This window comes from Pseudoalteromonas sp. S4741, assembly GCF_005886135.1.
Taxonomy (GTDB): Bacteria; Pseudomonadota; Gammaproteobacteria; order Enterobacterales; family Alteromonadaceae; genus Pseudoalteromonas; species Pseudoalteromonas tetraodonis.
Window position 1 is genome coordinate 1 of sequence record NZ_PNCN01000060.1, and the last position, 21,049, is coordinate 21,049.

General features: G+C 40.6%; 15 protein-coding genes and 1 pseudogene. 13 read left to right on the forward strand and 3 right to left on the reverse strand.

Annotated features, from left to right (window positions below; translation table 11 throughout):
* Nucleotides 1–99: 99 nt before the first annotated feature.
* Complete coding sequence (locus CWC30_RS09755; RefSeq protein WP_033103121.1) at nucleotides 100–858, forward strand: sulfite exporter TauE/SafE family protein; 759 nt, start codon at nucleotides 100–102, stop codon at nucleotides 856–858.
* On the opposite strand, the gene CWC30_RS09760 is transcribed toward CWC30_RS09755, so the two are convergent.
* Together CWC30_RS09760 and mnmC are read right to left on the reverse strand one after the other, a co-directional pair.
* On the reverse strand, nucleotides 851–1,486 hold the full coding sequence (locus tag CWC30_RS09760; protein WP_016899261.1) for an SDR family oxidoreductase: 636 nt from the start codon (nucleotides 1,484–1,486) through the stop codon (nucleotides 851–853). The two genes, CWC30_RS09755 and CWC30_RS09760, sit on opposite strands and share 8 nt — an antisense overlap.
* Before the next feature lie 290 nt (nucleotides 1,487–1,776).
* The gene (gene mnmC / locus CWC30_RS09765; protein WP_138626992.1) at nucleotides 1,777–3,786 is read right to left on the reverse strand and encodes a bifunctional tRNA (5-methylaminomethyl-2-thiouridine)(34)-methyltransferase MnmC2/FAD-dependent 5-carboxymethylaminomethyl-2-thiouridine(34) oxidoreductase MnmC1; all 2,010 of its coding nucleotides are present in this window, start codon (nucleotides 3,784–3,786) and stop codon (nucleotides 1,777–1,779) included.
* Between the two features lie 179 nt (nucleotides 3,787–3,965).
* Between mnmC and fabB the strand changes: the two genes are divergently transcribed.
* The 10 genes from fabB to purF all read left to right on the forward strand — a co-directional run bounded on the left by fabB (nucleotide 3,966) and on the right by purF (nucleotide 17,433).
* On the forward strand, nucleotides 3,966–5,177 hold the full coding sequence (fabB, locus tag CWC30_RS09770; protein ID WP_138626993.1) for a beta-ketoacyl-ACP synthase I: 1,212 nt from the start codon (nucleotides 3,966–3,968) through the stop codon (nucleotides 5,175–5,177).
* A gap of 108 nt (nucleotides 5,178–5,285) precedes the next feature.
* Complete coding sequence (locus CWC30_RS09775; RefSeq protein ID WP_138626994.1) at nucleotides 5,286–6,407, forward strand: 4-phosphoerythronate dehydrogenase; 1,122 nt, start codon at nucleotides 5,286–5,288, stop codon at nucleotides 6,405–6,407.
* Nucleotides 6,408–6,452: 45 nt separating this feature from the next.
* The gene (locus tag CWC30_RS09780; protein ID WP_013465468.1) at nucleotides 6,453–7,469 is read left to right on the forward strand and encodes an aspartate-semialdehyde dehydrogenase; all 1,017 of its coding nucleotides are present in this window, start codon (nucleotides 6,453–6,455) and stop codon (nucleotides 7,467–7,469) included.
* 351 nt (nucleotides 7,470–7,820) lie between these two features.
* The gene (locus tag CWC30_RS09790; protein ID WP_138626995.1) at nucleotides 7,821–11,147 is read left to right on the forward strand and encodes a FimV/HubP family polar landmark protein; all 3,327 of its coding nucleotides are present in this window, start codon (nucleotides 7,821–7,823) and stop codon (nucleotides 11,145–11,147) included.
* Between the two features lie 169 nt (nucleotides 11,148–11,316).
* Nucleotides 11,317–12,111 (forward strand): tRNA pseudouridine(38-40) synthase TruA, encoded by a 795-nt coding sequence (truA, locus tag CWC30_RS09795; RefSeq protein ID WP_036981890.1) that lies wholly within the window; start codon nucleotides 11,317–11,319, stop codon nucleotides 12,109–12,111.
* Between the two features lie 176 nt (nucleotides 12,112–12,287).
* Nucleotides 12,288–13,163: an acetyl-CoA carboxylase, carboxyltransferase subunit beta gene (gene accD / locus CWC30_RS09800; RefSeq protein WP_069438649.1), complete on the forward strand. Its 876-nt coding sequence runs from the start codon at nucleotides 12,288–12,290 to the stop codon at nucleotides 13,161–13,163.
* Between the two features lie 25 nt (nucleotides 13,164–13,188).
* Nucleotides 13,189–14,454: a bifunctional tetrahydrofolate synthase/dihydrofolate synthase gene (folC, locus tag CWC30_RS09805; RefSeq protein ID WP_069438648.1), complete on the forward strand. Its 1,266-nt coding sequence runs from the start codon at nucleotides 13,189–13,191 to the stop codon at nucleotides 14,452–14,454.
* 11 nt (nucleotides 14,455–14,465) lie between these two features.
* Nucleotides 14,466–15,092, forward strand: a complete 627-nt coding sequence (locus CWC30_RS09810; RefSeq protein ID WP_138626996.1) for an SPOR domain-containing protein — start codon at nucleotides 14,466–14,468, stop codon at nucleotides 15,090–15,092.
* A 301-nt stretch (nucleotides 15,093–15,393) separates the two neighbouring features.
* Nucleotides 15,394–15,888, forward strand: coding sequence for a CvpA family protein (locus CWC30_RS09815; protein ID WP_138626997.1), 495 nt, complete (start codon nucleotides 15,394–15,396; stop codon nucleotides 15,886–15,888).
* An 18-nt stretch (nucleotides 15,889–15,906) separates the two neighbouring features.
* Nucleotides 15,907–17,433, forward strand: coding sequence for an amidophosphoribosyltransferase (purF, locus tag CWC30_RS09820; protein WP_138563644.1), 1,527 nt, complete (start codon nucleotides 15,907–15,909; stop codon nucleotides 17,431–17,433).
* An 87-nt stretch (nucleotides 17,434–17,520) separates the two neighbouring features.
* Here the strand turns inward: purF and CWC30_RS09825 are convergent, their stop codons facing one another.
* On the reverse strand, nucleotides 17,521–18,120 hold the full coding sequence (locus CWC30_RS09825) for a Yip1 family protein (RefSeq protein WP_036981893.1): 600 nt from the start codon (nucleotides 18,118–18,120) through the stop codon (nucleotides 17,521–17,523).
* Nucleotides 18,121–18,319: 199 nt separating this feature from the next.
* Here CWC30_RS09825 and miaE point away from each other — a divergent pair, with 199 nt between their 5' ends.
* Both miaE and CWC30_RS09835 read left to right on the forward strand, forming a co-directional pair.
* Entirely contained in the window at nucleotides 18,320–19,099 is a 780-nt protein-coding gene (gene miaE / locus CWC30_RS09830; RefSeq protein WP_138626998.1) for a tRNA isopentenyl-2-thiomethyl-A-37 hydroxylase MiaE, read from the forward strand.
* Between the two features lie 192 nt (nucleotides 19,100–19,291).
* Nucleotides 19,292–20,983: pseudogene (locus CWC30_RS09835) on the forward strand (DUF3369 domain-containing protein); the annotation flags it as partial.
* Nucleotides 20,984–21,049: the final 66 nt, after the last annotated feature.

Below are 21,049 nucleotides of genomic sequence, written 5' to 3' on the forward strand. Positions count from 1 at the left end.
CCCCGAACCCCGAACCCTGAACCCCATACCACTAAAAGACTAGTCGCTTACTTACCTATTTTTTGTATTATGAGCCAATGATTAACTGCGAGCTTTGATATGGATATTTTTACAGCTGAACACATTTCCCCTTTAATTTCGCTTTTACTCATTTTACTGGCGGGGTTTACTTCGTTTGTATCGGCGGCTTTTGGTGCGGGCGGCGGGTTAATGCTGTTGGTGGTCATGGCGTCGGTTATGCCGATGGCAGTGGTGGTGCCGGTACATGGTTTAGTGCAGTTAGGCTCTAATGCCAATCGATTATTGTTAAGTATTGCTCATCTTGATAAGCCGATGTTGTTATATTTTACTCTGGGTGGGTTAATTGGTGCCGGGTTGTCGAGCCAAGTAGTAAGCGATATTAACCTTGATAGCATGAAGCTGTTTGTGGCTTTATTTGTGATTTATTTACTGTGGGGAACAATCCCTGAATTTAATAAAGACTCACGATTAGGGCGTTTAATAGCGGGTGTAATTACGACATTTATTTCTACTTTTGTGGGAGCAAGTGGGCCTCTGGTGGCGAGTTATTTACACATTAATCATTACGATAAGCTTAAATTTACCGCGACTTTTTCAAGTATTATGACCTTGCAGCATAGCTTAAAAGCCGTCGTTTATGCGGGGCTTGGTTTTAGTTTTTGGCAATGGTTGCCGTTAACACTGGCGATGATTTTAAGCGGAGCCATTGGCACCTGGTTAGGGATTCGTTTACTTAAGCGGCTCTCTGTGGCGCGTTTTAGGGTTATTTTTAAAGTGATTTTAACTCTGCTTGCCATGCAGCTTGCATGGCAAGGGGTGAGTGTAATGCTTACTTAATAGCGGCTTTTATTGGTTTATCGCCATCAAATAACTCAAAAATACGATTGCTATTAAATGAGTTTGTAGCAACGTGAAGCAATGCGTTGGCTACATTTTCGCGGCTAATTTTAGCCTTTGACTGATCGCTAGGGCGCTCTGTTGTTACTTCCAAAGAGGCACTTTCGTCAGTTAATGTTCCTGGGCGGACAATTGTGTAATTGAGTCCACTGTGAATTAAATGCTCATCAGCCATATGTTTTGCTACAAGATAAGGCTTTAAGTCACTATCTATCGCATCAGGATCGTCTGCACCAATAGAGCTGACCATAATAAAGTGTTTTACACCGTGCTCTTTAGAATAAGTTGCTGCTTTTGTCGCTGCCCACAAATCAATAAGTACGGTTTTATCTGTGCCTGTACTTCCACCGGAACCAGCCGCAAAGATAACTTGGTCGCAGCCATTAATGGCACTTGAAAAGTCACCTTCTAAATCCTGTTCAACAATACTTAAAAATGGGCTATCTAAATCACGCAGTTTGCTTTTGTCTCTTACAAGTGCAACAACATTTTGCTCATTTTCTAAAAGTAGTTTGGTAGCCATCTTACCAATTTGACCACTTGCGCCAATAATTAAAGTCTTACTCATAATTAATTCCTTCTCAATATAGTGTAAAGATTGTTCGTACAAACAGACCTTGGGGTAGGAAATTATTTTTAAAGAGTAAATGGGATTTAAACGAGCTTATTTAAAAAAACATATTAGTGAAAAGTTATTACTTAACTGAGTATTAAAATTAGCTATTTTTTAAGGCGTTTTTTAGAACTTTTTACTCGATCATTATACTTACTCCGGTTACAAAGCTACGGTGGTATAAGCCAATACGTACACTGCGTTCTTGGTAATTACGGTAAAGGGCTTTGTAGGTATTATTACCTTTAAATTTTATTGCGAATAAGGTCACGAACAATAAAGCGGCCTGGGTGAATAGCTTGGCTTACGCGTTCGCTTAGTGGGCGAGGTTCGTTGTTTAAACTACTAATTAAGTGCTCGGCAGATAGCGGTGCACTGCATAATGCTCGCGCGCCAAAGCCGGTAAAAATATGTAGGCCCTGTTGTGGTTTTTTTAATGCTTGGTATTGATAGCGCTTACCCAAACGTAAATTAGCAAATGCATGTGTATAGTCAGTTTGCTCCACCCATTCACCGGCCATAGGTAAGTGATCAATAAAACTACAGCGAACAGCGGCTTTAGCAGAGCTAATATCGCCTAAGCTGGTGGCAAATTCAGTGTTGTTATAAAAGCTCAGCAGTTGCTCGCGGTTGGTGTGGTTGTCTTGCTCGGTCACTTCACGGCTTTTGCTGTTTTTTTCAAAGGTGGCGCCCATACAATGGTGATCTAAATAAGCGGGGGTGAAATACCCCTTGTGACACAACACGGTTTTTAGCTTACGTGATTGCGTGCTTGCTTGAACATGTGACACCTGTCCGCGTACGCCAACAATAGGGAGCGTTTTAGTTTGCGCAAATGCATCGCTGTGCTCACCGGCGCAAATAATCACATCGCTAAAGGGGCCAAATGTTTGTTTTTGCGTGGTTAAGTACCAGCCATCGGGTTGTTTGTTAAGTTGCTCAATGTGGCAATTAAATAGGCTCTCAAACTCATTTAATTGCTGTGCGGCATCTAACATAGCACTGACTAACTGGGGGGGATTAACCCAGCCGCCTTGTTCAAAAAACACCCCTGAGTAACCTGTTTTAACCCCAGCAATAGCATCACCCTCATCAGCAGTCACATTTCGCATAAGCTGTTCTGGCCACAGTTGTTTATCAGCGAGATTTTGATGACGCTCTGCCAATGGTTTTTTTACTGCATGTTGCAGCACACCACACCACTGGTGATCAAACAAAAAGCCATTGTTGAGTAATTGATTGTAAAGCCGCTTTGCGTATAAAAAACTATGGGCAAATAGTTCACTGTGTGGCGAATTTTTTGCTTGTAAATGCGGATATATCGCCCCTTGTACATTGTGAGATGCCCCCATGGCCGGTTGTTTATCTTGGCAAAATAAGTGGCTTGGTATACCGCGTTTCGCAAGGCTATAAAGAATACAACTGCTGGCTATACCACCGCCAATAACAGCTACATTGGTAAGGGGAGAGAAGTGATGCTCAAAATAGGCGGGGGCCGATTGTTTTGAATTAGCCTGAGCGAGTGTGCCAACTAGCATCTCTCGTTTTCGGCCAAAGCCTTTAGCTTTTTGCATGCTAAAGCCTGCTTCAATTAAGCCACGGCGAACAAAGCCCGCAGCGGTAAACGTGGCTAATGTCGCGTTGCTTCTAGAAATATCAACCATGGCGTTAAATACACTTTGCTGCCACATATCAGGATTTTTACTCGGTGCAAAACCATCTAAAAACCATGCGTCAACGAGTCCACTTTGTGGGTAGCTCATGCTATTAATACATTCCAGCACATCACCAAAGTAGAGGTCGAGCACCACAAGGCCATTGGCAAATTCAAGGCGATGACAACCGGTTAAATTAATCGGGTAGTGGGAGACGAGTTGGGCGCTTAAATGACTTAAACTAGGCCAAGCTTGCAAGGCTTGTTTTAAATCATTTACGCTAAGTGGATATTTTTCAAAAGAAATAAAATGCAGTCGTTGCACGTTATTAGACTGTTGACTTTGAACTTGTGGGCATTGCAGGTGGTCAGAAAACTGCTGCCATGCATTTAAAAAATTAAGCCCTGTACCAAAACCGGTTTCGGCTATAACAAAGTGCTCACGGTCATGATTTTGTAACCGTGACTCTATATTGTTTTGTTGATAAAACACATAATGAGACTCAGCGAGGCCGTCGTCATTAGAAAAATAAACATCATCAAAGTCATTAGCAACCGGTGTCCCTAAATCATTAAAGTGTATGTGGGCGTTTTTTATCATGACCAATTCAATTTTATAGATAATTTTTTAATTATTTTACGTGTTTTCTTTGAAATAGTCTGGCGTTATTTATAAGCTGTAGGTTCAGAGTACAAGTGTACGCTAGAAAGCTGACCACTTAGGTGATTAAATTCGCGTAAAATAGAACACAATTAAGTATTAAGCTAAGGGAATTACCCATGAGAAGAGCCGTAATAACAGGCATCGGTGTTGTATCAAGCATCGGCAATAATAAAGAAGAAGTATTAGAGTCACTAAGAGCGGGTAAAAGCGGTATTGCTTTTAACCAAGAATTTGCTGATTACAAATTGCGCAGCAATGTATCAGGTAAAATTGATATTGATGTTAAAGAGCATGTTGACCGCAAAGCAATGCGCTTTATGGGTGATGCAGCGGCTTATTCTTATATCTCAATGGCACAAGCGATTGAAGATGCGGGCCTTAGCGACGAACAAGTATCAAACGAGCGCACTGGTTTATTAGTGGGTTCTGGCGGCGGTTCATCAAAATGGCAAGTAGAAGCGGCTGATATTCTTCGTGAAAAAGGCGTTAAGCGCGTTGGCCCTTACATGGTGCCACGTACTATGGCAAGTACCACCTCTGCATGTTTAGCAACGCCGTTTAAAATTAAAGGCGTTAACTATTCAATCAGCTCTGCGTGTGCAACCTCTGCGCATTGTATTGGCCATGCCGTTGAGCAAATTCAACTAGGCAAGCAAGACGTTATTTTTGCAGGTGGGGGTGAAGAACTTCACTGGACACTAGCGATGGAATTTGACGCAATGGGCGCGCTTTCTACTAAATATAACGACACACCTGAAAAAGCATCACGTACATACGATGCTAACCGCGATGGTTTTGTGATTTCAGCCGGTGGCGGTATTGTGGTTGTTGAAGAGCTGGAACACGCACTTGCACGTGGCGCGCATATTTACGCTGAAATTACCGGTTACGGCGCAACCTCAGATGGTTACGACATGGTTGCACCATCGGGTGAAGGTGCGGCACGTTGTATGCGCCAAGCTATGCAACACGTTGATAGCATTGATTACTTGAATACCCACGGTACGTCAACACCCGTAGGCGATGTGAAAGAGCTGGGCGCTATTCAAGAAGTATTTGGTGGTAACTCGCCAATGATCAGTGCCACTAAAGCAATGACAGGCCATGCACTGGGTGCGGCAGGTGTACATGAAGCTATCTTTTCATTACTCATGCTTGAGCACGGTTTTGTTGCGCCATCTATCAATGTTGATGAGCTTGATGAGCAAGCAGCGGGCTTGAACATTGTAACTGAAGCCAAAGACGTTGAACTAAATACGGTTATGTCTAACAGTTTTGGTTTTGGCGGCACCAATGCCACACTAGTAATGAGTAAATACAAAGGCTAAGTAAACCTTTAACTATTTTAAAGCCGAGCAAAATGCTCGGCTTTTTCGTTTGTGCAAATAGGCGGTTGTTCGTTACAATAGGGTCTCATTTTGCCAAACGGATTCACAATGAAAATTCTTGCCGATCAAAATATGCCTTTAGTTGAGCAATTCTTTAAAGATATGGGTGAGGTTGAGCGATTTGATGGCAGGCAATTAACTCCAGAACAACTCATTGATGTTGATGTATTACTGACTCGTTCAGTCACCCAGGTCAATAGTGAATTATTAGCACAGGCTAATAAGCTAAGCTTTGTAGGTACAGCCACTATTGGTGTGGATCATATTGATACCGATTTGCTCAACGCAAAAAATATTGATTTTACCAGTGCACCTGGCTGCAATGCGATTGCGGTTGCTGAGTATGTGATCAGTAGTTTGTTTGCATTAAGCCAAGAAAATGCCAGTCCGTTAAGTGGTAAAACAATCGGTATTGTGGGTGTAGGTAATATTGGTAGTTGCCTCGCGCACAAGCTAAAAGCACTTAACGTTAATTTACTATTATGCGACCCAATAAAGCATGAGCAAGGGCTATTAATCGAGCATGTTGAGCTTGATGAGCTATTAGCTCAGTCAGATATAGTCACGTTTCATGTGCCGTTAGTAAAAACAGGTACGCATAAAACACTGCACATGCTTGATAAAAAGCGCTTAACTACGCTTAAACCTGGGCTTACTTTAATTAACGCCAGCCGAGGTGATGTGATTGATAATCAAGCATTACTTGAGGTGATGGAAGCCGGCGCTGAGCTCGATTTAGTGTTGGATGTGTGGGAAAACGAACCTAACATTTTAACCGAGTTACTTGAGCATGTTCGCTATGCCAGTGTGCACATTGCCGGACATACTCTTGAGGGTAAAGCTCGGGGCACACAAATGTTGTATCAAAGCTTGTGTGAGCTAAAAGGGGTTAACGCAATAAAATCGCTTGATGATTTTTTACCGCCTCCTGCAATTAAAAAAGTCGCCCTAGGAAATAGTTTTAGCGAAACAGATATAGCTCGTTTAGTGCATTTAGTTTATGACGTACGCCGTGATGATGGCATTTTACTGCGTCACTTGGCCGATGAAGGCTTTGACAGTTTACGAAAAAATTATCCAACCCGACGTGAATTTAGCACCGTGGTGGTTGAAGGTGATAGCACCGAGCTTGCTGCACTTGCGCAGCTTGGTTTTACTACAGCAAACTAATTTAATTAGCACGGTTGTTTTAATCGTGCTTACAGAGGATGAAATATGTCGCAAAAATATAACGTTGCCGTACTCGGCGCTACAGGCCTTGTAGGTCGTCAAATCATTGAAACTTTGGAAGATCGTAAATTTCCGGTCGATCAGCTGTTTTTATTAGCAAGCAGCCGCAGTGCTGGCGAAGATATAAAGTTTCGTGGTGAGACCATAGAAGTACGTGATGTTGAAGGCTTTGACTTTAGCCAAGCGCATATCGGTTTATTTTCTGCTGGTGGCAGTGTATCTGAAAAATATGCCCCTATTGCCGCAGACGCTGGCTGTATCGTTATTGATAACACATCGCACTTTAGAAATGACTTTGAAGTGCCGCTTATTGTGCCAGAAGTAAATGCATCGAGCTTAGCCGATTTTAGAAATCGTAATATTATTGCCAACCCTAATTGTTCAACCATTCAAATGATGCTTGCGCTTAAGCCTATTTATGATGCATACGGCATTGATCGTATTAACGTTTCAACTTACCAAGCGGTGTCGGGAGCGGGTAAAGAGGCAGTTGATGAACTGGCTAAACAAACTGCAAATTTAATGAATGCACGCCCAATGGAAAACGAAATATTTCCTAAGCAAATTGCGTTTAATGTGATACCGCAAATCGATAGCTTTGAAGATAACGGCTATACGCGCGAAGAAATGAAAATGGTAAACGAAACGCATAAAATTTTAGGCGATACAACCATTGCGGTAAACCCGACTTGTGTTCGCGTCCCTGTATTTTTTGGTCATTCTGAGTCAATTAATATTGAAACGCGTATGCCTTATGATTTTGAGCATGTAAAGCAACTCTTGAGTGATGCGCCAGGTGTTGAGTTAATTGATGATGCTGGCGACTACCCAACGGCTGTATCAGATGCCAGTGGTAATGATACTGTTTATATCGGCCGTTTACGTGCTGATATTTCACACCCACATGGATTAAATATGTGGGTAGTAAGTGATAATACCCGTAAAGGGGCTGCAACCAATAGTGTACAAATAGCAGAAGAACTGATTGCTAATTATATGTAATTAGCCTGAAAATAGTGATGATTTCAATAAACGGCAAACCACAGTGGTTTGCCGTTTTTTTATGCTTTAACCGCCATTTTTTTGCCACTTATTAACTGAGAGAGTGTAAACATCTTGATAAACAACATAAAAACATTTTTATCATGATGTTTAAGGTATTTATTTTCAATGCGTTGCGATGGATATTATGGCTTAACTGGTTTATAGTTTGTAACTGGAATAGAGCTTGCAATAAAAATAGATTGTAATAAAAATGTGCGTTGGCCACGTGGCTAACAACGGCAAGAATAATCAATGTTTAAGCGCCAATTTTAAAGCGCTGCGTTAACATTTAAACATTAAAGGATCAGCATGCGCGGTTTCGTTTCACTTATTATATTAGCGTCTGCACTGATGGTAACGACTGTTTACTCTCAAGACAGTACCCAATTAAGAGGGCCTAAAGGCGCAGATTATGGCGCGCAGAGTCGCTCTATTGGGCCAATAAAACCAACCGATACACTTTGGCGTATTGCCGTTAAAGTTCGCCCAGATAACTCAGTCAGCATTTATCAAGTAATGCAGGCCTTGTATAACAAAAACCCCAACTCATTTTTAGAACAAAACTTAAATCACATGCAAAGTGGTTCGTATTTAAAAATACCTACTTTGGCAGAAATTAGACGAGTAAACCCGCAATTAGCTAAGCAACGTTCTGAGCAAGACGATGAACTGTGGGAAAAAAAGAAAAATGGGATACTCACTCAAGCAGAGATCAATTCAGCACAAACACAAGTAACCCAAGCCCGCAAAGCAGACGTTGATGAAGCCAAAAAAGAATTACAACAAGAATTAAAAGCGATTAAAACAGATCAAGGTAATAAATTAGTTGAGCTTCAGCAGCAGTTTAAAAGTTCGGTTAGTAACGTAGAAGAGATTTTAGTTGAAAACAACAATCTTAAAAAACAGCTGACAGTTATTTCAAACGAGTTAGAAAAAGTTCGTTTACAACTAGGCCAAGATAGTGAAATTCAACAACAGTTAAAAGAATTAATCGTTAAGCAAAACGAGATTATTGCGCAGCAAAAATTAAAAGATGCAGAGCAAGAGAATGAATTTAGCTTTGCTGCATTACTCTCGAATCCTTTGGTACTCATTTTATTAATGACCATTCCAGCGTTGTTGATTATTTTTGCTGTAGTTATGTGGCTGCGTAAGCGTGGTAATAACCAAGAGCCTGAGAGTAACAATGATGAATTTATACCACAAGCGCCTGCTTATACTGACCCTCTAGATGAAATGCCAGAACCCACGCTTGACGAAGCGCCTGCTCCCGATCCACTTGATGATTTAAGTGTGCAGTTAGATGAGAACATGGATGACGTATTACTTGATGAAGTGGAGTTTAATGATGATCTCGATGATGACAGTTTATTAGATCAAGATGAGTTAGAAAGCTTACTTAATGATGATGTTGTTTTTGAAGATGAAAATACTGAGAGCGATGAACTTGATGTTTTCATGCAACAAGATTTTGATAGCCCTGATGAAGATGACACGGGCGATGCAATTAACCTTGACGAATCGGATGATATTTTAAGTGCGGATGATTTAGATAGCCTGCTTGATGAAGAAGATGACGATGCTCTGCCAGATGAACCTAAAGGTGAATCGAATGATGATATGGCTGCACTCAGTGAAGAGCTCGCCGAAGAGGGCGAAGACTTCGATATTGATGATTTACTCGATGAAAATAATGAGCAGGCAACTGACACATCAGCAGACGATGACGAATTTGATATTGACGATTTACTCGATGCAGAGCAACCCGCTAATGTAGAGAGTAAAGACGCGGATATTGACAGCTTAGTTGATGAAGACGATGAAGTTGATATTGATGAATTGCTCGATGCTGAACAACCAACTACTGAAGCTCAAACTGAAGAGCCAGATATTGACAGCTTAATTGATGAAGACGAAGTAGATATTGGCGATGTACTAGATACAGAGCAACCTGAAAGTGATGTTCATGATTCTGAAATAGATCATGCATTAGCGGACTCAATTGAAGATTTAACTGACGCGCAAGAAGAGTTAAATAGTGAAGATGTAGAATCTATCGCTTCATCTTTTGCTGAGCCTGAGCCCGAGCCAGAAACTGAAGCAGAGCAAGAAATTGCAGCAGAGCCTGAACTTGATGTTGAATCAGAAGATGATTTTACTGATACGTCATCTAATTTACTCGATCTAGAAGACGCGCTTGATGAGTACAACGATGAAAATCTCGATAGCGCTGATGAGCTACTGAGCGAGTTAGAACAAACAAGTGATGATTATGTAGAGGCACCTGATTGGTCAGTTGATGGCTTAGATGAGCAATCTGAATCAGAAACAGAGCCAGGGCTTGAAGCAGCGCCTGATGTTGGATCAGAAGATGATTTAACCGATACGTCTTCAACCTTACTCGACCCAGAAGATGCGCCTGATGAATACGATGATGAAAACTTCAAAAGTGTTGATGATCTTTTAAGTGAGCTTGAGGTAACAGGCGATGAGGATGAACAAGTACCTGATTGGTCAATGGATGACTTAGACGATGATCTTGATGAAGAGGAAATTGATTTAGGCGATGATCCGCTTGCTGGCGATATCCAAAGCAACGATTTATCGTCAGAAGACGATGAGCTATATGAGCCTGAAATAATCACCCCAAGTGAAGAACTTGGGGAGTATCCTGAGTTAGAGCTGGATGATGAACTGCCTTTATCTGATGAGGAACAACAATCACTAACCCCAGAAGAGCTACAAGGTGATAATTTAGATGGTGATGCCACAGGCATGTCACCCAGCCAAGCAGAGCAAGATCTCGCTAATGCTCTATCAGCAGGTAACGACCTCGATAGTTTAGAAGATGAGTTTGATGATGAGCTGTTACTTAACAATGAGTTTTCAGAGTTAGATATAGAGCAAGCTTTAGGTAATGATATTTCAGAGTCTGCAGATCTGACTGAACAAGCTGCAGATGAGCAAGTTGTTAGCTCTAATGATGATTTTGACGATGATCAATTTGATGCGTTAACAGAGTCAGCTGAATTTACCGATCAGCAAACAAATGCTGATCGTGAAGCTGATTTAACGCAAACGTCAGTACCGTCAGAATCAGAAATGATTTCAGATGATGAACTAGATGATGAGTTCATGGCTGATTTAACACAAACAGATTTTGATTCATTACTGAATGAGTTGGCTGAACCTGATGATGTTGATTTAAGCAACAGCAGTGAATTCAATGTTGATTTTAATAGCTTACTTAATGAAGATTTAGCTGATGATAAAGCACCATCGTTGCAAGAGCTCATTGAGCAACCTGAGGTTACTGAGCCATTAGATCAAGATGACTTTGTTGATATAGATGCATTACTTGAGCAAAGTGATGATGCGGATATAGATCACGAGCCCTACACCGACGTCGATATGGATGTTGGTTTGGGTGACTACGATTCATTACTTGCTGGTGATAACCATATGGATGTCGATACTCAAAGTGGTGGTTACTCGGCAAAGCTTGATCTTGCTCACGCATATATAGAGATAGATGATGCTGACTCGGCAGTTAAAATCTTAGATGAGATTATTAATAATGGCCCAGACGATGTGCAAGAAGAAGCACAAAATCTAAAAGCTAAGCTGAAAAACTAACAATAGCTAATCCTGAAAAGGATATCTGAGCTGTAAAACCCGTTATTGGCTAACACTAATAACGGGTTTTTTGTATCGCATAGTTAGGAACCTTAGTTCGCTGCTTTTATTGGAACGCCATATAGCATAAAATGCAGCGTCGATTAGCACAGTAGGTAAAGCAGTAATTATGCGAGTAGCACTTGGAGTAGAATACAATGGCGCACGTTACAGTGGTTGGCAGCGTCAATCACACGTAAATAGTGTACAACAAGAAGTAGAAAAAGCGTTGTCGCGCATTTGTAATCATCCAGTTGAAATTGTATGTGCAGGGCGTACCGATGCCGGTGTACATGGCACTGGACAAGTAGTGCATTTTGATACACATGCTGAGCGTGAAATGGTGGCCTTTACATTAGGCATGAACACCTTATTACCCAAAGATATTGCTATTCGTTTTGCACAACCTGTGGCGGAAGACTTTCATGCCCGCTTTAGTGCAACTGCTCGTCGTTATCGTTATGTTATTTACAATTATGCGTTTCGTGGTGCGGTATTAAATGAAGGTGTTACACATTTTCATCACCCATTAGATGAAATGAAAATGCAGCAGGCGTGTCAATATTTACTAGGTGAGCATGACTTTACCTCGTTTAGAGCGCTGCACTGCCAAGCTAATACGGCAACGCGAACGATTCATCATTTATCGGTACAGCGCCAAGGTGCTTATGTCATTATTGATATTAAAGCTAATGCGTTTTTACACCATATGGTACGTAATATTACGGGTTGTTTAATGGATATTGGCTTACATAAACATGAACCAATTTGGTTAAAAGAGCTGCTAGATGTTAAAGAGCGAGCTAAAGCGAGTGCTACAGCAAAAGCAGCAGGTTTATATTTAGTGGATGTTGATTATCCAGAACATTTTAATATCCCTAGAACGCCGCTAGGACCATTGTTTTTAGCCGATAGTGATATTTGATAAGTAACGAGATGCGTATATTTTGAGGCTAAATTTATACGCTGTTATTCGTATTGCTAACTACTAAGACCAGTTTTTTATACCGTGACAGCGTAATTCATGTTTTAATTGGAAAAATTTGTTTGCATGGTTAACATGTAGACCCGCGACACAGAACAGCATTAAGAGAGTTGCAAATGAGTTGGCTAGAAAAAATCTTACCAAAAACGACTAAGTCTTCAGGTCGTAAAGAAATTCCAGAAGGTGTATGGGCTAAGTGTACGTCATGTGATTCAATTTTATATAAAGCAGAATTAGAAAAATCACTAAATGTATGCCCTAAGTGCGATCATCATATGCGTGTTAGTGGTCGTAAACGTCTTGAACAGTTTTTAGATGAAGGCGATCGTCACGAGTTAGGTGCCCAACACGAGCCTAAAGATGTGCTTAAATTTAGAGACTCAAAAAAATACTCAGATCGTATCAATGCAGCTCAAAAGTCAAGCGGTGAAAAAGACGCGCTTGTCGCAATGAAAGGGAACCTAAAAGGTATTCCGGTTGCTGCTGTTGCATTTGAATTCTCATTTATGGGTGGCTCAATGGCATCGGTAGTGGGTGCCCGTTTTGTTGACGCGGTTGACCAATGTTTAGAGCATAATATGCCGCTGATTTGTTTTTCTGCATCGGGCGGTGCACGTATGCAAGAAGCCCTTATGTCACTTATGCAAATGGCTAAAACCAGTGCGGCACTGGCTAAAATGACTGAAAAAGGCCTACCGTTTATTTCTGTAATGACAGATCCAACAATGGGTGGTGTATCAGCATCATTGGCAATGCTTGGTGATATTAACGTTGCAGAGCCTAAAGCTTTGATTGGTTTTGCCGGTCCGCGTGTTATTGAACAAACTGTTCGCGAAACGCTACCAGAGGGTTTCCAACGCAGTGAATTCTTATTAGAACATGGCGCAATCGACATGATTATAGATCGTCGAGAAATGCGCGATACGCTAGCACGCGTACTTGCTAAATTTATGAACTTGCCTTCTACGGAACAAGAGCATAGAGTAGCGTAAATTTCAGCTTTACTGATTACATGCTATGACAAAAACAATTCCTAGCCAATCATCAAGCCTTGATGATTGGCTTTGTTATTTAGAAAGTGTTCACCCTGCAAATATAGAGATGGGACTTGAACGCGTCGCTACTGTTGCAAACAACATTGGCTTATTAAACACTTCCAGCAAAATTATTCTTATTGGCGGCACAAACGGCAAAGGCACAACTGCGCGCTGTTTAGAATCGTTATTAATTGCGCAAGGTTACAGCGTAGGTACGTATGCCTCCCCTCATTTAATTCGATACAACGAGCGAGTGCGCGTTAATGGCGCAGAGCTTGATGATCAATACCATGTCGATGCGTTTAATTTATTAGAACAAGGTCGTGGTGACACCCCACTGACTTATTTTGAATATGGCACCTTAGGCGCGTTAGCAATATTCAAGCGTTTAGAGGTTGATTACGTGCTGTTAGAGGTAGGTTTAGGCGGGCGTTTTGACGCGACCAATATTGTTACCCCCTATGCCAGCATCATTACCACGATTGACTTAGATCATAAAGAATACTTAGGTGACACGCGTGAATTAGTTGCTTATGACAAAGCGGGTATTTTTCGAGAGAGTACTCCTGCAATTATTGGGGACTTAAATATTCCGCATACAATGACCGATTATGGTAAAGAAATTAACGCTAATATGGTGTTATCTGGCAGCGACTTTATTTTTAAAGAGCACGCGCAGAGTTTTAGTTGGCAATTTAAAGAGCATAATCTTGAGTTACCTAAACCAGCAATTCCATGTCAAAACGTAGCCACGGCACTAACCGCACTATCGGTATTAAACTTATTACCGAGCGATGAGGTGATTACTCAGTGTTTAGTGAACTTAGTCGTTGAGGGACGTTTTCAACAACTAAGTGCAGAGCCATTAGTGTATACCGATGTGGCACATAACCCTGAATCAGCTCGCTATTTAGCGACTAAATTAGCAAGCTATAAAGATAAAGGCTTTAAAATTCATGCATTAGCCGCTATGCTTGCTGATAAAGATAAGGTCGGTGTGCTTAAAGAAGCTAGTGATGTAGTAGATGAATGGTCGTTTGCGAGCTTAGAGGGCCCACGCGGCGATAGCGCTGCTAATCTACATCAGGCACTTTTAAGTATTCCTAATAGTTATTTTAAACAGGGTTATAATAGCGTAGAGGCAGCATTGGATACTATCTTGCCAAACCAGCCAAGTAACACACTATTAATTGTATTTGGTTCATTTTTTACCGTGGCTGGCGCTATTCATTACTTTAAAAAATAGAGAGGATGTCGGTGAACTCAGGTTTTATTAATCGCTTAGTCGGTACAAGTATTGTGGTGATCGCAGCAATTGTGTTTATTCCCAATATACTCGATGGTGAAAAAGCGCACTATAAAGAAGGCTTTAAAGCGATTCCAGAACGCTCTGAGTTCAAAACCATTGATTTACAAGAATCAATTGATCAGCAAGTGGCAAATACAGAACCATTAAAAGAGGATGAAATTGAAGATATTCAGCCTGATGATGCTGCATTTGAGCAACAAAACAGCTCTGCTGAAACTGACGTTACTGCACAGCCAACAATGGTTGAAGCGGTCATAGCCGATACAAAGCAAGGCACAGTAACTACCGGGCAAAATAACGCTACGCGTAATACTAATGAAAACTTAACAAGTATGGCGTATGTCATTCAGCTTGGTAGTTTTTCTCATGCGGCAAATGTAAAAGCGTTGCAGGCAAAGCTAAAAACGAAAGGTTTTAAAAGCTTTACTAGGCCAATTAAAACGCCAAATGGTACTTTAACTAAAGTATTTGTAGGACCGTCATTAAATAAAAATGAGCTGCAGTCTCAACTTCCCGCGCTGAAAGAGCTAACTAAACTAAACGGTAAAGTTACTCAATTTGAAGTGACCAAATAAATTCAATAAAAGGAAGTGTGTTTATCGCAAGATATTACACACTTACCTCGTCTTATTTTATACGTTTAACTAGACCTTTATCCCATTTTAGCTCGCTACCTTTACTTATCAATGCCCACACAAAAATAGCAAAATAGATGCGCTATAAACAAAATGTTTGTTGTTTTTATAACGGTGAATCTGCGCTATTTTTAATCTAATAATGGTGTGTGTTTACTCACCTGTAATCTCACGCTTAAACTTGCATCACAAGGAGGTTTAGGTATAGAATGCGCCCAAAATTAGCGACTAATTGGTTCTTATGATCTGGGTTGATTACGCCATTCTTGGCATTATTGCACTCTCTACCATCATCGGTTTAATACGCGGCTTTGTTAAAGAAGCTATGTCATTAGCGGTGTGGGCAGGGGCTTTCATCATCTCCAGCTTGTTTTATCAATATTTAGCTTCCTTCCTAACATCCATTTCTGAACCCCTTTTAAGAAATGCGGCGGCCATTGCCATATTATTCTTTGCGACGCTATTGTTAGGCGGTTTACTAAACTATATTTTAGGTGAGCTTGTACAGCGAACCGGATTATCCGGCACAGACCGTGTTTTTGGTGTGGTGTTTGGTGCTCTTCGAGGCGTGTTGGTCGTGAGCGCGTTACTCTTCTTTCTTGATGCTTTTACTGGTGCGCCTAATACGTATTGGTGGGGCAACTCCATTTTGATTCCAGAATTTGGCTTTGTAGTTGAATGGTTCTTTTCGTACCTAGAAAACAACTCGAGCTTTTTAAATTCAGTAAACCGTTAATCGGCGAGGATAAATTACATGTGTGGTATCGTTGGAATAGTCGGAACATCGCCAGTTAATCAGGCGATTTATGATGGCTTAACCGTTTTGCAACACCGTGGCCAAGATGCTGCGGGTATCATAACTATTGAGAACAATACATTTAGCTTGCGCAAAGCAAATGGCCTAGTGAAAGATGTATTTCACACTCGTCATATGAAACGTTTGCAAGGCAACATTGGCATTGGCCATGTGCGCTACCCCACGGCGGGTTCTTCAAGCTCGTCAGAGGCTCAGCCGTTTTATGTAAACTCTCCATTTGGTATAGCGCTTGCGCATAATGGTAACTTAACCAATGCCGAGTCGTTAAAAGAGCAGTTATTTTCAGAGGCACGTCGCCATGTTAATACGACTTCTGATTCTGAAATTTTACTTAACATCATGGCGCATGAGCTAAGTAAATCAGACAAACTAAAATTAGACCCTGAAGACATTTTCACCGCGGTTACTGAAGTCAACAATAAAGTAAGTGGCGGTTATGCCACTATCGCCATGATTATCGGTCATGGTATTGTGGCGTTTCGCGATCCAAACGGTATTCGTCCATTGGTGTTTGGTAAACGTGAATCAGCAAACGGCACTGAATACATGTTTGCCTCAGAAAGCGTAGCATTAAAGCCTGACGGTTTTGAATTTGTTCGTGACGTTGCCCCAGGCGAAGCTATCTATGTTACTGAAAATGGAGAGTTTCACTCTTTAAGCTGTGCAGATAAAGTGTCTTACTCACCGTGTATTTTTGAATTTGTTTATTTTGCGCGACCGGATTCAACCATTGACCGTATGTCAGTGTATGCAGCGCGTGTAAATATGGGGACTAAGTTAGGTGAAAAAGTAGCGCGTGAATGGGCAGACAAAGACATTGATGTGGTTATTCCTATTCCTGAAACCTCGTGTGATATTGCATTAGAAATGGCACGCGTGCTTGACTTACCGTATCGCCAAGGCTTTGTTAAAAACCGCTATATTGGCCGTACGTTCATTATGCCAGGTCAAGAGCTACGTAAAAAATCAGTTCGCCAAAAACTCAATGCGATTGACCGTGAGTTTAAAGGTAAAAATGTCCTACTTGTTGATGACTCAATTGTACGTGGTACCACCTCAGCACAAATTGTAGAGATGGCACGCGAGTCAGGCGCTAAAAATGTTTACTTTGCATCAGCAGCACCTGAAATACGCTTTCCAAATGTATACGGTATAGATATGCCATCTGCGGCAGAACTTATTGCACACGGCCGTGAAGTAGAAGATATTAACCAAAGCATTAGCTCTGATGGTTTAATCTTTCAATCGTTAAGCGATTTAATTGCTGCCGTTAGCCAAGAAAACCCAGAGATCACTAAGTTTGAAACATCAGTGTTTGACGGACAATACATTACTGGCGACATTGATCAAGATTACTTAAACCGTATAGATAAGCTGCGCAACGATTCAGCTAAAAGCATCCGTGAAAACGCGATGTCATCTAGTTTAGAAATACATAATCAAGATGAAAACGAATCTGATTAATAATGTAATGTTAGCCTGATAGTATTTTAAGGCTAATAAAAAAAGGAGCTTAACAGCTCCTTTTTTGCGTCTATGATAAAGGAATATTTAAGTAAACATGGGGCTGATAATACCGTTGGTCCATAGCATAGCGGTAAGTGCTAATATAATAACCAGTAAAATTAATCCACAGGTAACAACAGAGCTTGCATAAATAAAGCCGCGCTCCTGCGGAATGTGCATCAAAATTGGCACGCCGGTGTACAGTAAATAAACTGAGTAGGCCAGGGCCACTAATCCAACACACACCACAAACCACAGCTCAGGCCAAAAAGCAGCCAATGCTGACATAAATACCGGTGTAGCGGTATAAGCTGCCAGCTCAATTGTTTGGGTAAAAGTCGGTTTAGCACCAAAAGTAACCGCCATCCAATGGGCTAAATAGGCCAGTGCAAATACACCGCCAATTAAAGCGAAATACATGGCTGCGGCAATCATCAGTGCGCTTTCATGGGTTAAAAATACTGGATTACCTGTACCTATACTCCAGCCTAAGTAAACCGATGAGTAGTACCCCATTGCTGAGGGAAATAAAGCGATAAGCAAAATATGCGATAAGCTATAGGTTAAGCTTTCGTGACGGTTATCAATTGTTTGCCATTCTTCGAGTGGGTGGGCGTATAAGCCCCATAGGTGATTTAGTATCATTGCGTGCTCTCCATAAAAGGATATATTACTGTTTGGTTATAATTGGTTTGTTTTTATACAGTCCATTTAGTTATGGTTCAGTAAGTATACAAAGTCAAGTTATCCACATGCTTGCAATAAGAGCGAGTGTTTATTTTATTCAGCGTAATATTTCATGTTAAAATGCCATAATCGCAATTTTTAGCAATGAGTAGTCAGCGTGCCACATAGCCAGCTTTTAGAACCAATTAACAATTTTTTATTATGCAGTACTCCCGATGAGTGGGTTGAACAAGCAATCAAAAAAGAAAACTTACCCATCATATTAATTGATCACTTAATATGTGAATTAAAAGCGGCGCAAAGTGCCATGTTTTTAATTCGTAAGTATGCGGTAGATAAAGACAGCAGTGATGCACTGCTTGAATGGCTTAAACCGTTTGAAACGCTTATTTATAAACGTGAGGGAAATTGGCGTGATTTAGCGGCTAAAAATAAACTCACTAAATCCATTATCCCTAAATCTAACTCGCCTTATGGCCAAGATTTAATTGATAAAATGGTAATGCTGATTAAAGAAGAGCTGCATCATTTTTATCAAGTCCTCGAAATTATGGATGAATACGGTGTTGAATATAAAAGTATAACGCCATGTCGTTATGCCAAAGGCATGCTACGCAATGTTAAAACGTTTGAGCCTAATGCCTTAGTTGATAAGCTTATTGTAGGTGCTTACATAGAAGCTCGCTCGTGTGAACGTTTTGCCAAGCTTGCCCCGCATGTAGATAAACGCTTAGGGGATTTTTATATTTCATTGCTGCGCTCTGAGGCACGTCATTACCAAGATTATTTAACCCTTGCTCAAGAAATTGCTGACTTTGATATTACCGAGCGGGTAAAAGAATTTGCTGAAATAGAAGCGCATCTAATTACATCAGACGATGAAGACTTCAAATTTCATAGCGGCGTACCTATTACTGCTTGCCAACAACCCGCATAATTTACACATAAAGCTGCTACCAGTTAAACAGCAAACTGTTGTAGCAGCTAATTTTAATTAAATTCTTTTTAAATTAGACACATCCAATACCCTCACCTAATATTAGAATAACTATTTAAATTATTTAACTTATTGCTTTGTAATTCATTTTAATAACAAGGTCATACCTTATTTATTATTGGGTGAGAAGATATGCAAGATAAAGAGGGATTGTTTGTATTTGCAGCTGAAGAAGAACAGGCAGATACAGAGCTGAAAGCATGGAAAATATTAACCGTTGAGGATGACCTTGATTATCAGAACGCGTTAGTTAATAGCTTAAAAGAATTAAAAGCCAAGGATGGTTATAAATACGAGCTTTTAACAGCAAATTCTGTGCCTGAGGCTGCTCTTGCGCTGAGTATGCACCCCGACATCGCACTCATATTTATAGATGTAGTAATGGAGGAGGATGACTCAGGTCTGCGTTTAGTAAATACTATTCGAGAGGTTATTGGTAACGCAGAAATGCGTATTGTGCTGTTAACAGGCCAACCTGGTTTTGCACCAGAGAGCGATATTATGAAAGTACTTGATATCGATGAATACTGGAATAAATCAGATATTTCTGCCGAGAAGCTGCAATCAATTGTTAATAGTAACATGCGCACTTGGGAATATATTTCACAAATCAAGTCAGCCAAACAAGGTTTACAGTTGGTACTAGACGCGTCTAGAAGTATTAACGGTAAGCATGATATGGCCTCTTTTTCTTATGCTGTGCTTAAAGAAATTAGTAATATTTTAAAAATAACCGAAGGCGGCGGTATTTTCTGCTCGAGTAATGTAAACCCTGGCTCTGAAAGTTTAATACTTTCTACACATGGTTGCTTTAGTGGCACTAAAGGGCAACCTGTGGAACCTAACCTGCCTGCAGAAATGCTGCAAGATTTTAAACAAGCGACCAGAGAGCGTCGTCATATATTCTCAAAAAATCACAGTGTGTTTTTTTTCGAAACGCATACTTTGCAAGGTCAGGATACTGACTACATAACGATTGTAAAATCTGATAACCCTATCAATGAGCAAAATGAATATTTACTTAAAGTATTTAGTGAAAATGTTAGCACGGGATTTGCTAATATTTCGTTGTTGAATCGCTTAACTGAACTTGCTTACACCGACGTATCACTTAACTTGCAAAACCGTAACTGGCTAACCCGTGAAATAAAGAACATGAATGCCCATGAGCGGCTAAAAACGCGATTAGTCATTTTTGATATTTATCAGTTTGATGAAAAAGCGTTTACTTTCGGGAATGACTTTTGTAATAAATTAATGAAGCTAGTTCATCAAAGTATAGTTGATTCTTTTGCTAAGTATGAACCGCGGATAGCATTAATTAGTAATAAAACATTTGGCATGCTAGTCAGCGTTGACTTTGATATCTCAGATGCAATTAGTTACTTTCAAAATAAGCAAAAGTTCGAAATTGAACAGGTGAAGCAATATATTGATGTGCGTATATTGGAGTTGAAGTTAAGCGCTGCTTTAAACTTAACACCTGAAAAAGTGATTAGCTTAGCAGAGTCTAGTCTTAACTATACGGGGGCAAACCAAGCAAAGTATATTCAGCATACTGAGGAAAAAACAGATCAGATTACTCGTCGCTATGAGTTGATGGCTGAGCTTAGAACGGCTATAGGTAATAAAAGTTTAGAGGTGGCATTACAACCCAAAATCAGCTTATCAACCTTGAAACCAGCTGGTTTCGAAGCACTCGCTAGGTGGCAAAGAGCCGATGGTAGTTTTGTTCCCCCCGACGAATTTATAGAATTAGCAGAAACAGCCGGATTAATTAATGAACTAGACCATGTAATTTTTGAGAAAATACTAGGGTCTGTTGACCTTTGCGGATTAAAACTTGTTCAAACTAGGGGCGATTTAATCGCGGCGCGAGGTTTGTAACCT

What these genes read in the sequence shown, in the direction of transcription:
- CWC30_RS09755 (WP_033103121.1), top strand. Translation starts at nt 100, where the DNA reads ATGGATATTTTTACAGCTGAACACATTTCCCCTTTAATTTCGCTTTTA.
- CWC30_RS09760 (WP_016899261.1), bottom strand. Translation starts at nt 1,486, where the DNA reads ATGAGTAAGACTTTAATTATTGGCGCAAGTGGTCAAATTGGTAAGATG.
- mnmC (WP_138626992.1), bottom strand. Translation starts at nt 3,786, where the DNA reads ATGATAAAAAACGCCCACATACACTTTAATGATTTAGGGACACCGGTT.
- fabB (WP_138626993.1), top strand. Translation starts at nt 3,966, where the DNA reads ATGAGAAGAGCCGTAATAACAGGCATCGGTGTTGTATCAAGCATCGGC.
- CWC30_RS09775 (WP_138626994.1), top strand. Translation starts at nt 5,286, where the DNA reads ATGAAAATTCTTGCCGATCAAAATATGCCTTTAGTTGAGCAATTCTTT.
- CWC30_RS09780 (WP_013465468.1), top strand. Translation starts at nt 6,453, where the DNA reads ATGTCGCAAAAATATAACGTTGCCGTACTCGGCGCTACAGGCCTTGTA.
- CWC30_RS09790 (WP_138626995.1), top strand. Translation starts at nt 7,821, where the DNA reads ATGCGCGGTTTCGTTTCACTTATTATATTAGCGTCTGCACTGATGGTA.
- truA (WP_036981890.1), top strand. Translation starts at nt 11,317, where the DNA reads ATGCGAGTAGCACTTGGAGTAGAATACAATGGCGCACGTTACAGTGGT.
- accD (WP_069438649.1), top strand. Translation starts at nt 12,288, where the DNA reads ATGAGTTGGCTAGAAAAAATCTTACCAAAAACGACTAAGTCTTCAGGT.
- folC (WP_069438648.1), top strand. Translation starts at nt 13,189, where the DNA reads ATGACAAAAACAATTCCTAGCCAATCATCAAGCCTTGATGATTGGCTT.
- CWC30_RS09815 (WP_138626997.1), top strand. Translation starts at nt 15,394, where the DNA reads ATGATCTGGGTTGATTACGCCATTCTTGGCATTATTGCACTCTCTACC.
- purF (WP_138563644.1), top strand. Translation starts at nt 15,907, where the DNA reads ATGTGTGGTATCGTTGGAATAGTCGGAACATCGCCAGTTAATCAGGCG.
- CWC30_RS09825 (WP_036981893.1), bottom strand. Translation starts at nt 18,120, where the DNA reads ATGATACTAAATCACCTATGGGGCTTATACGCCCACCCACTCGAAGAA.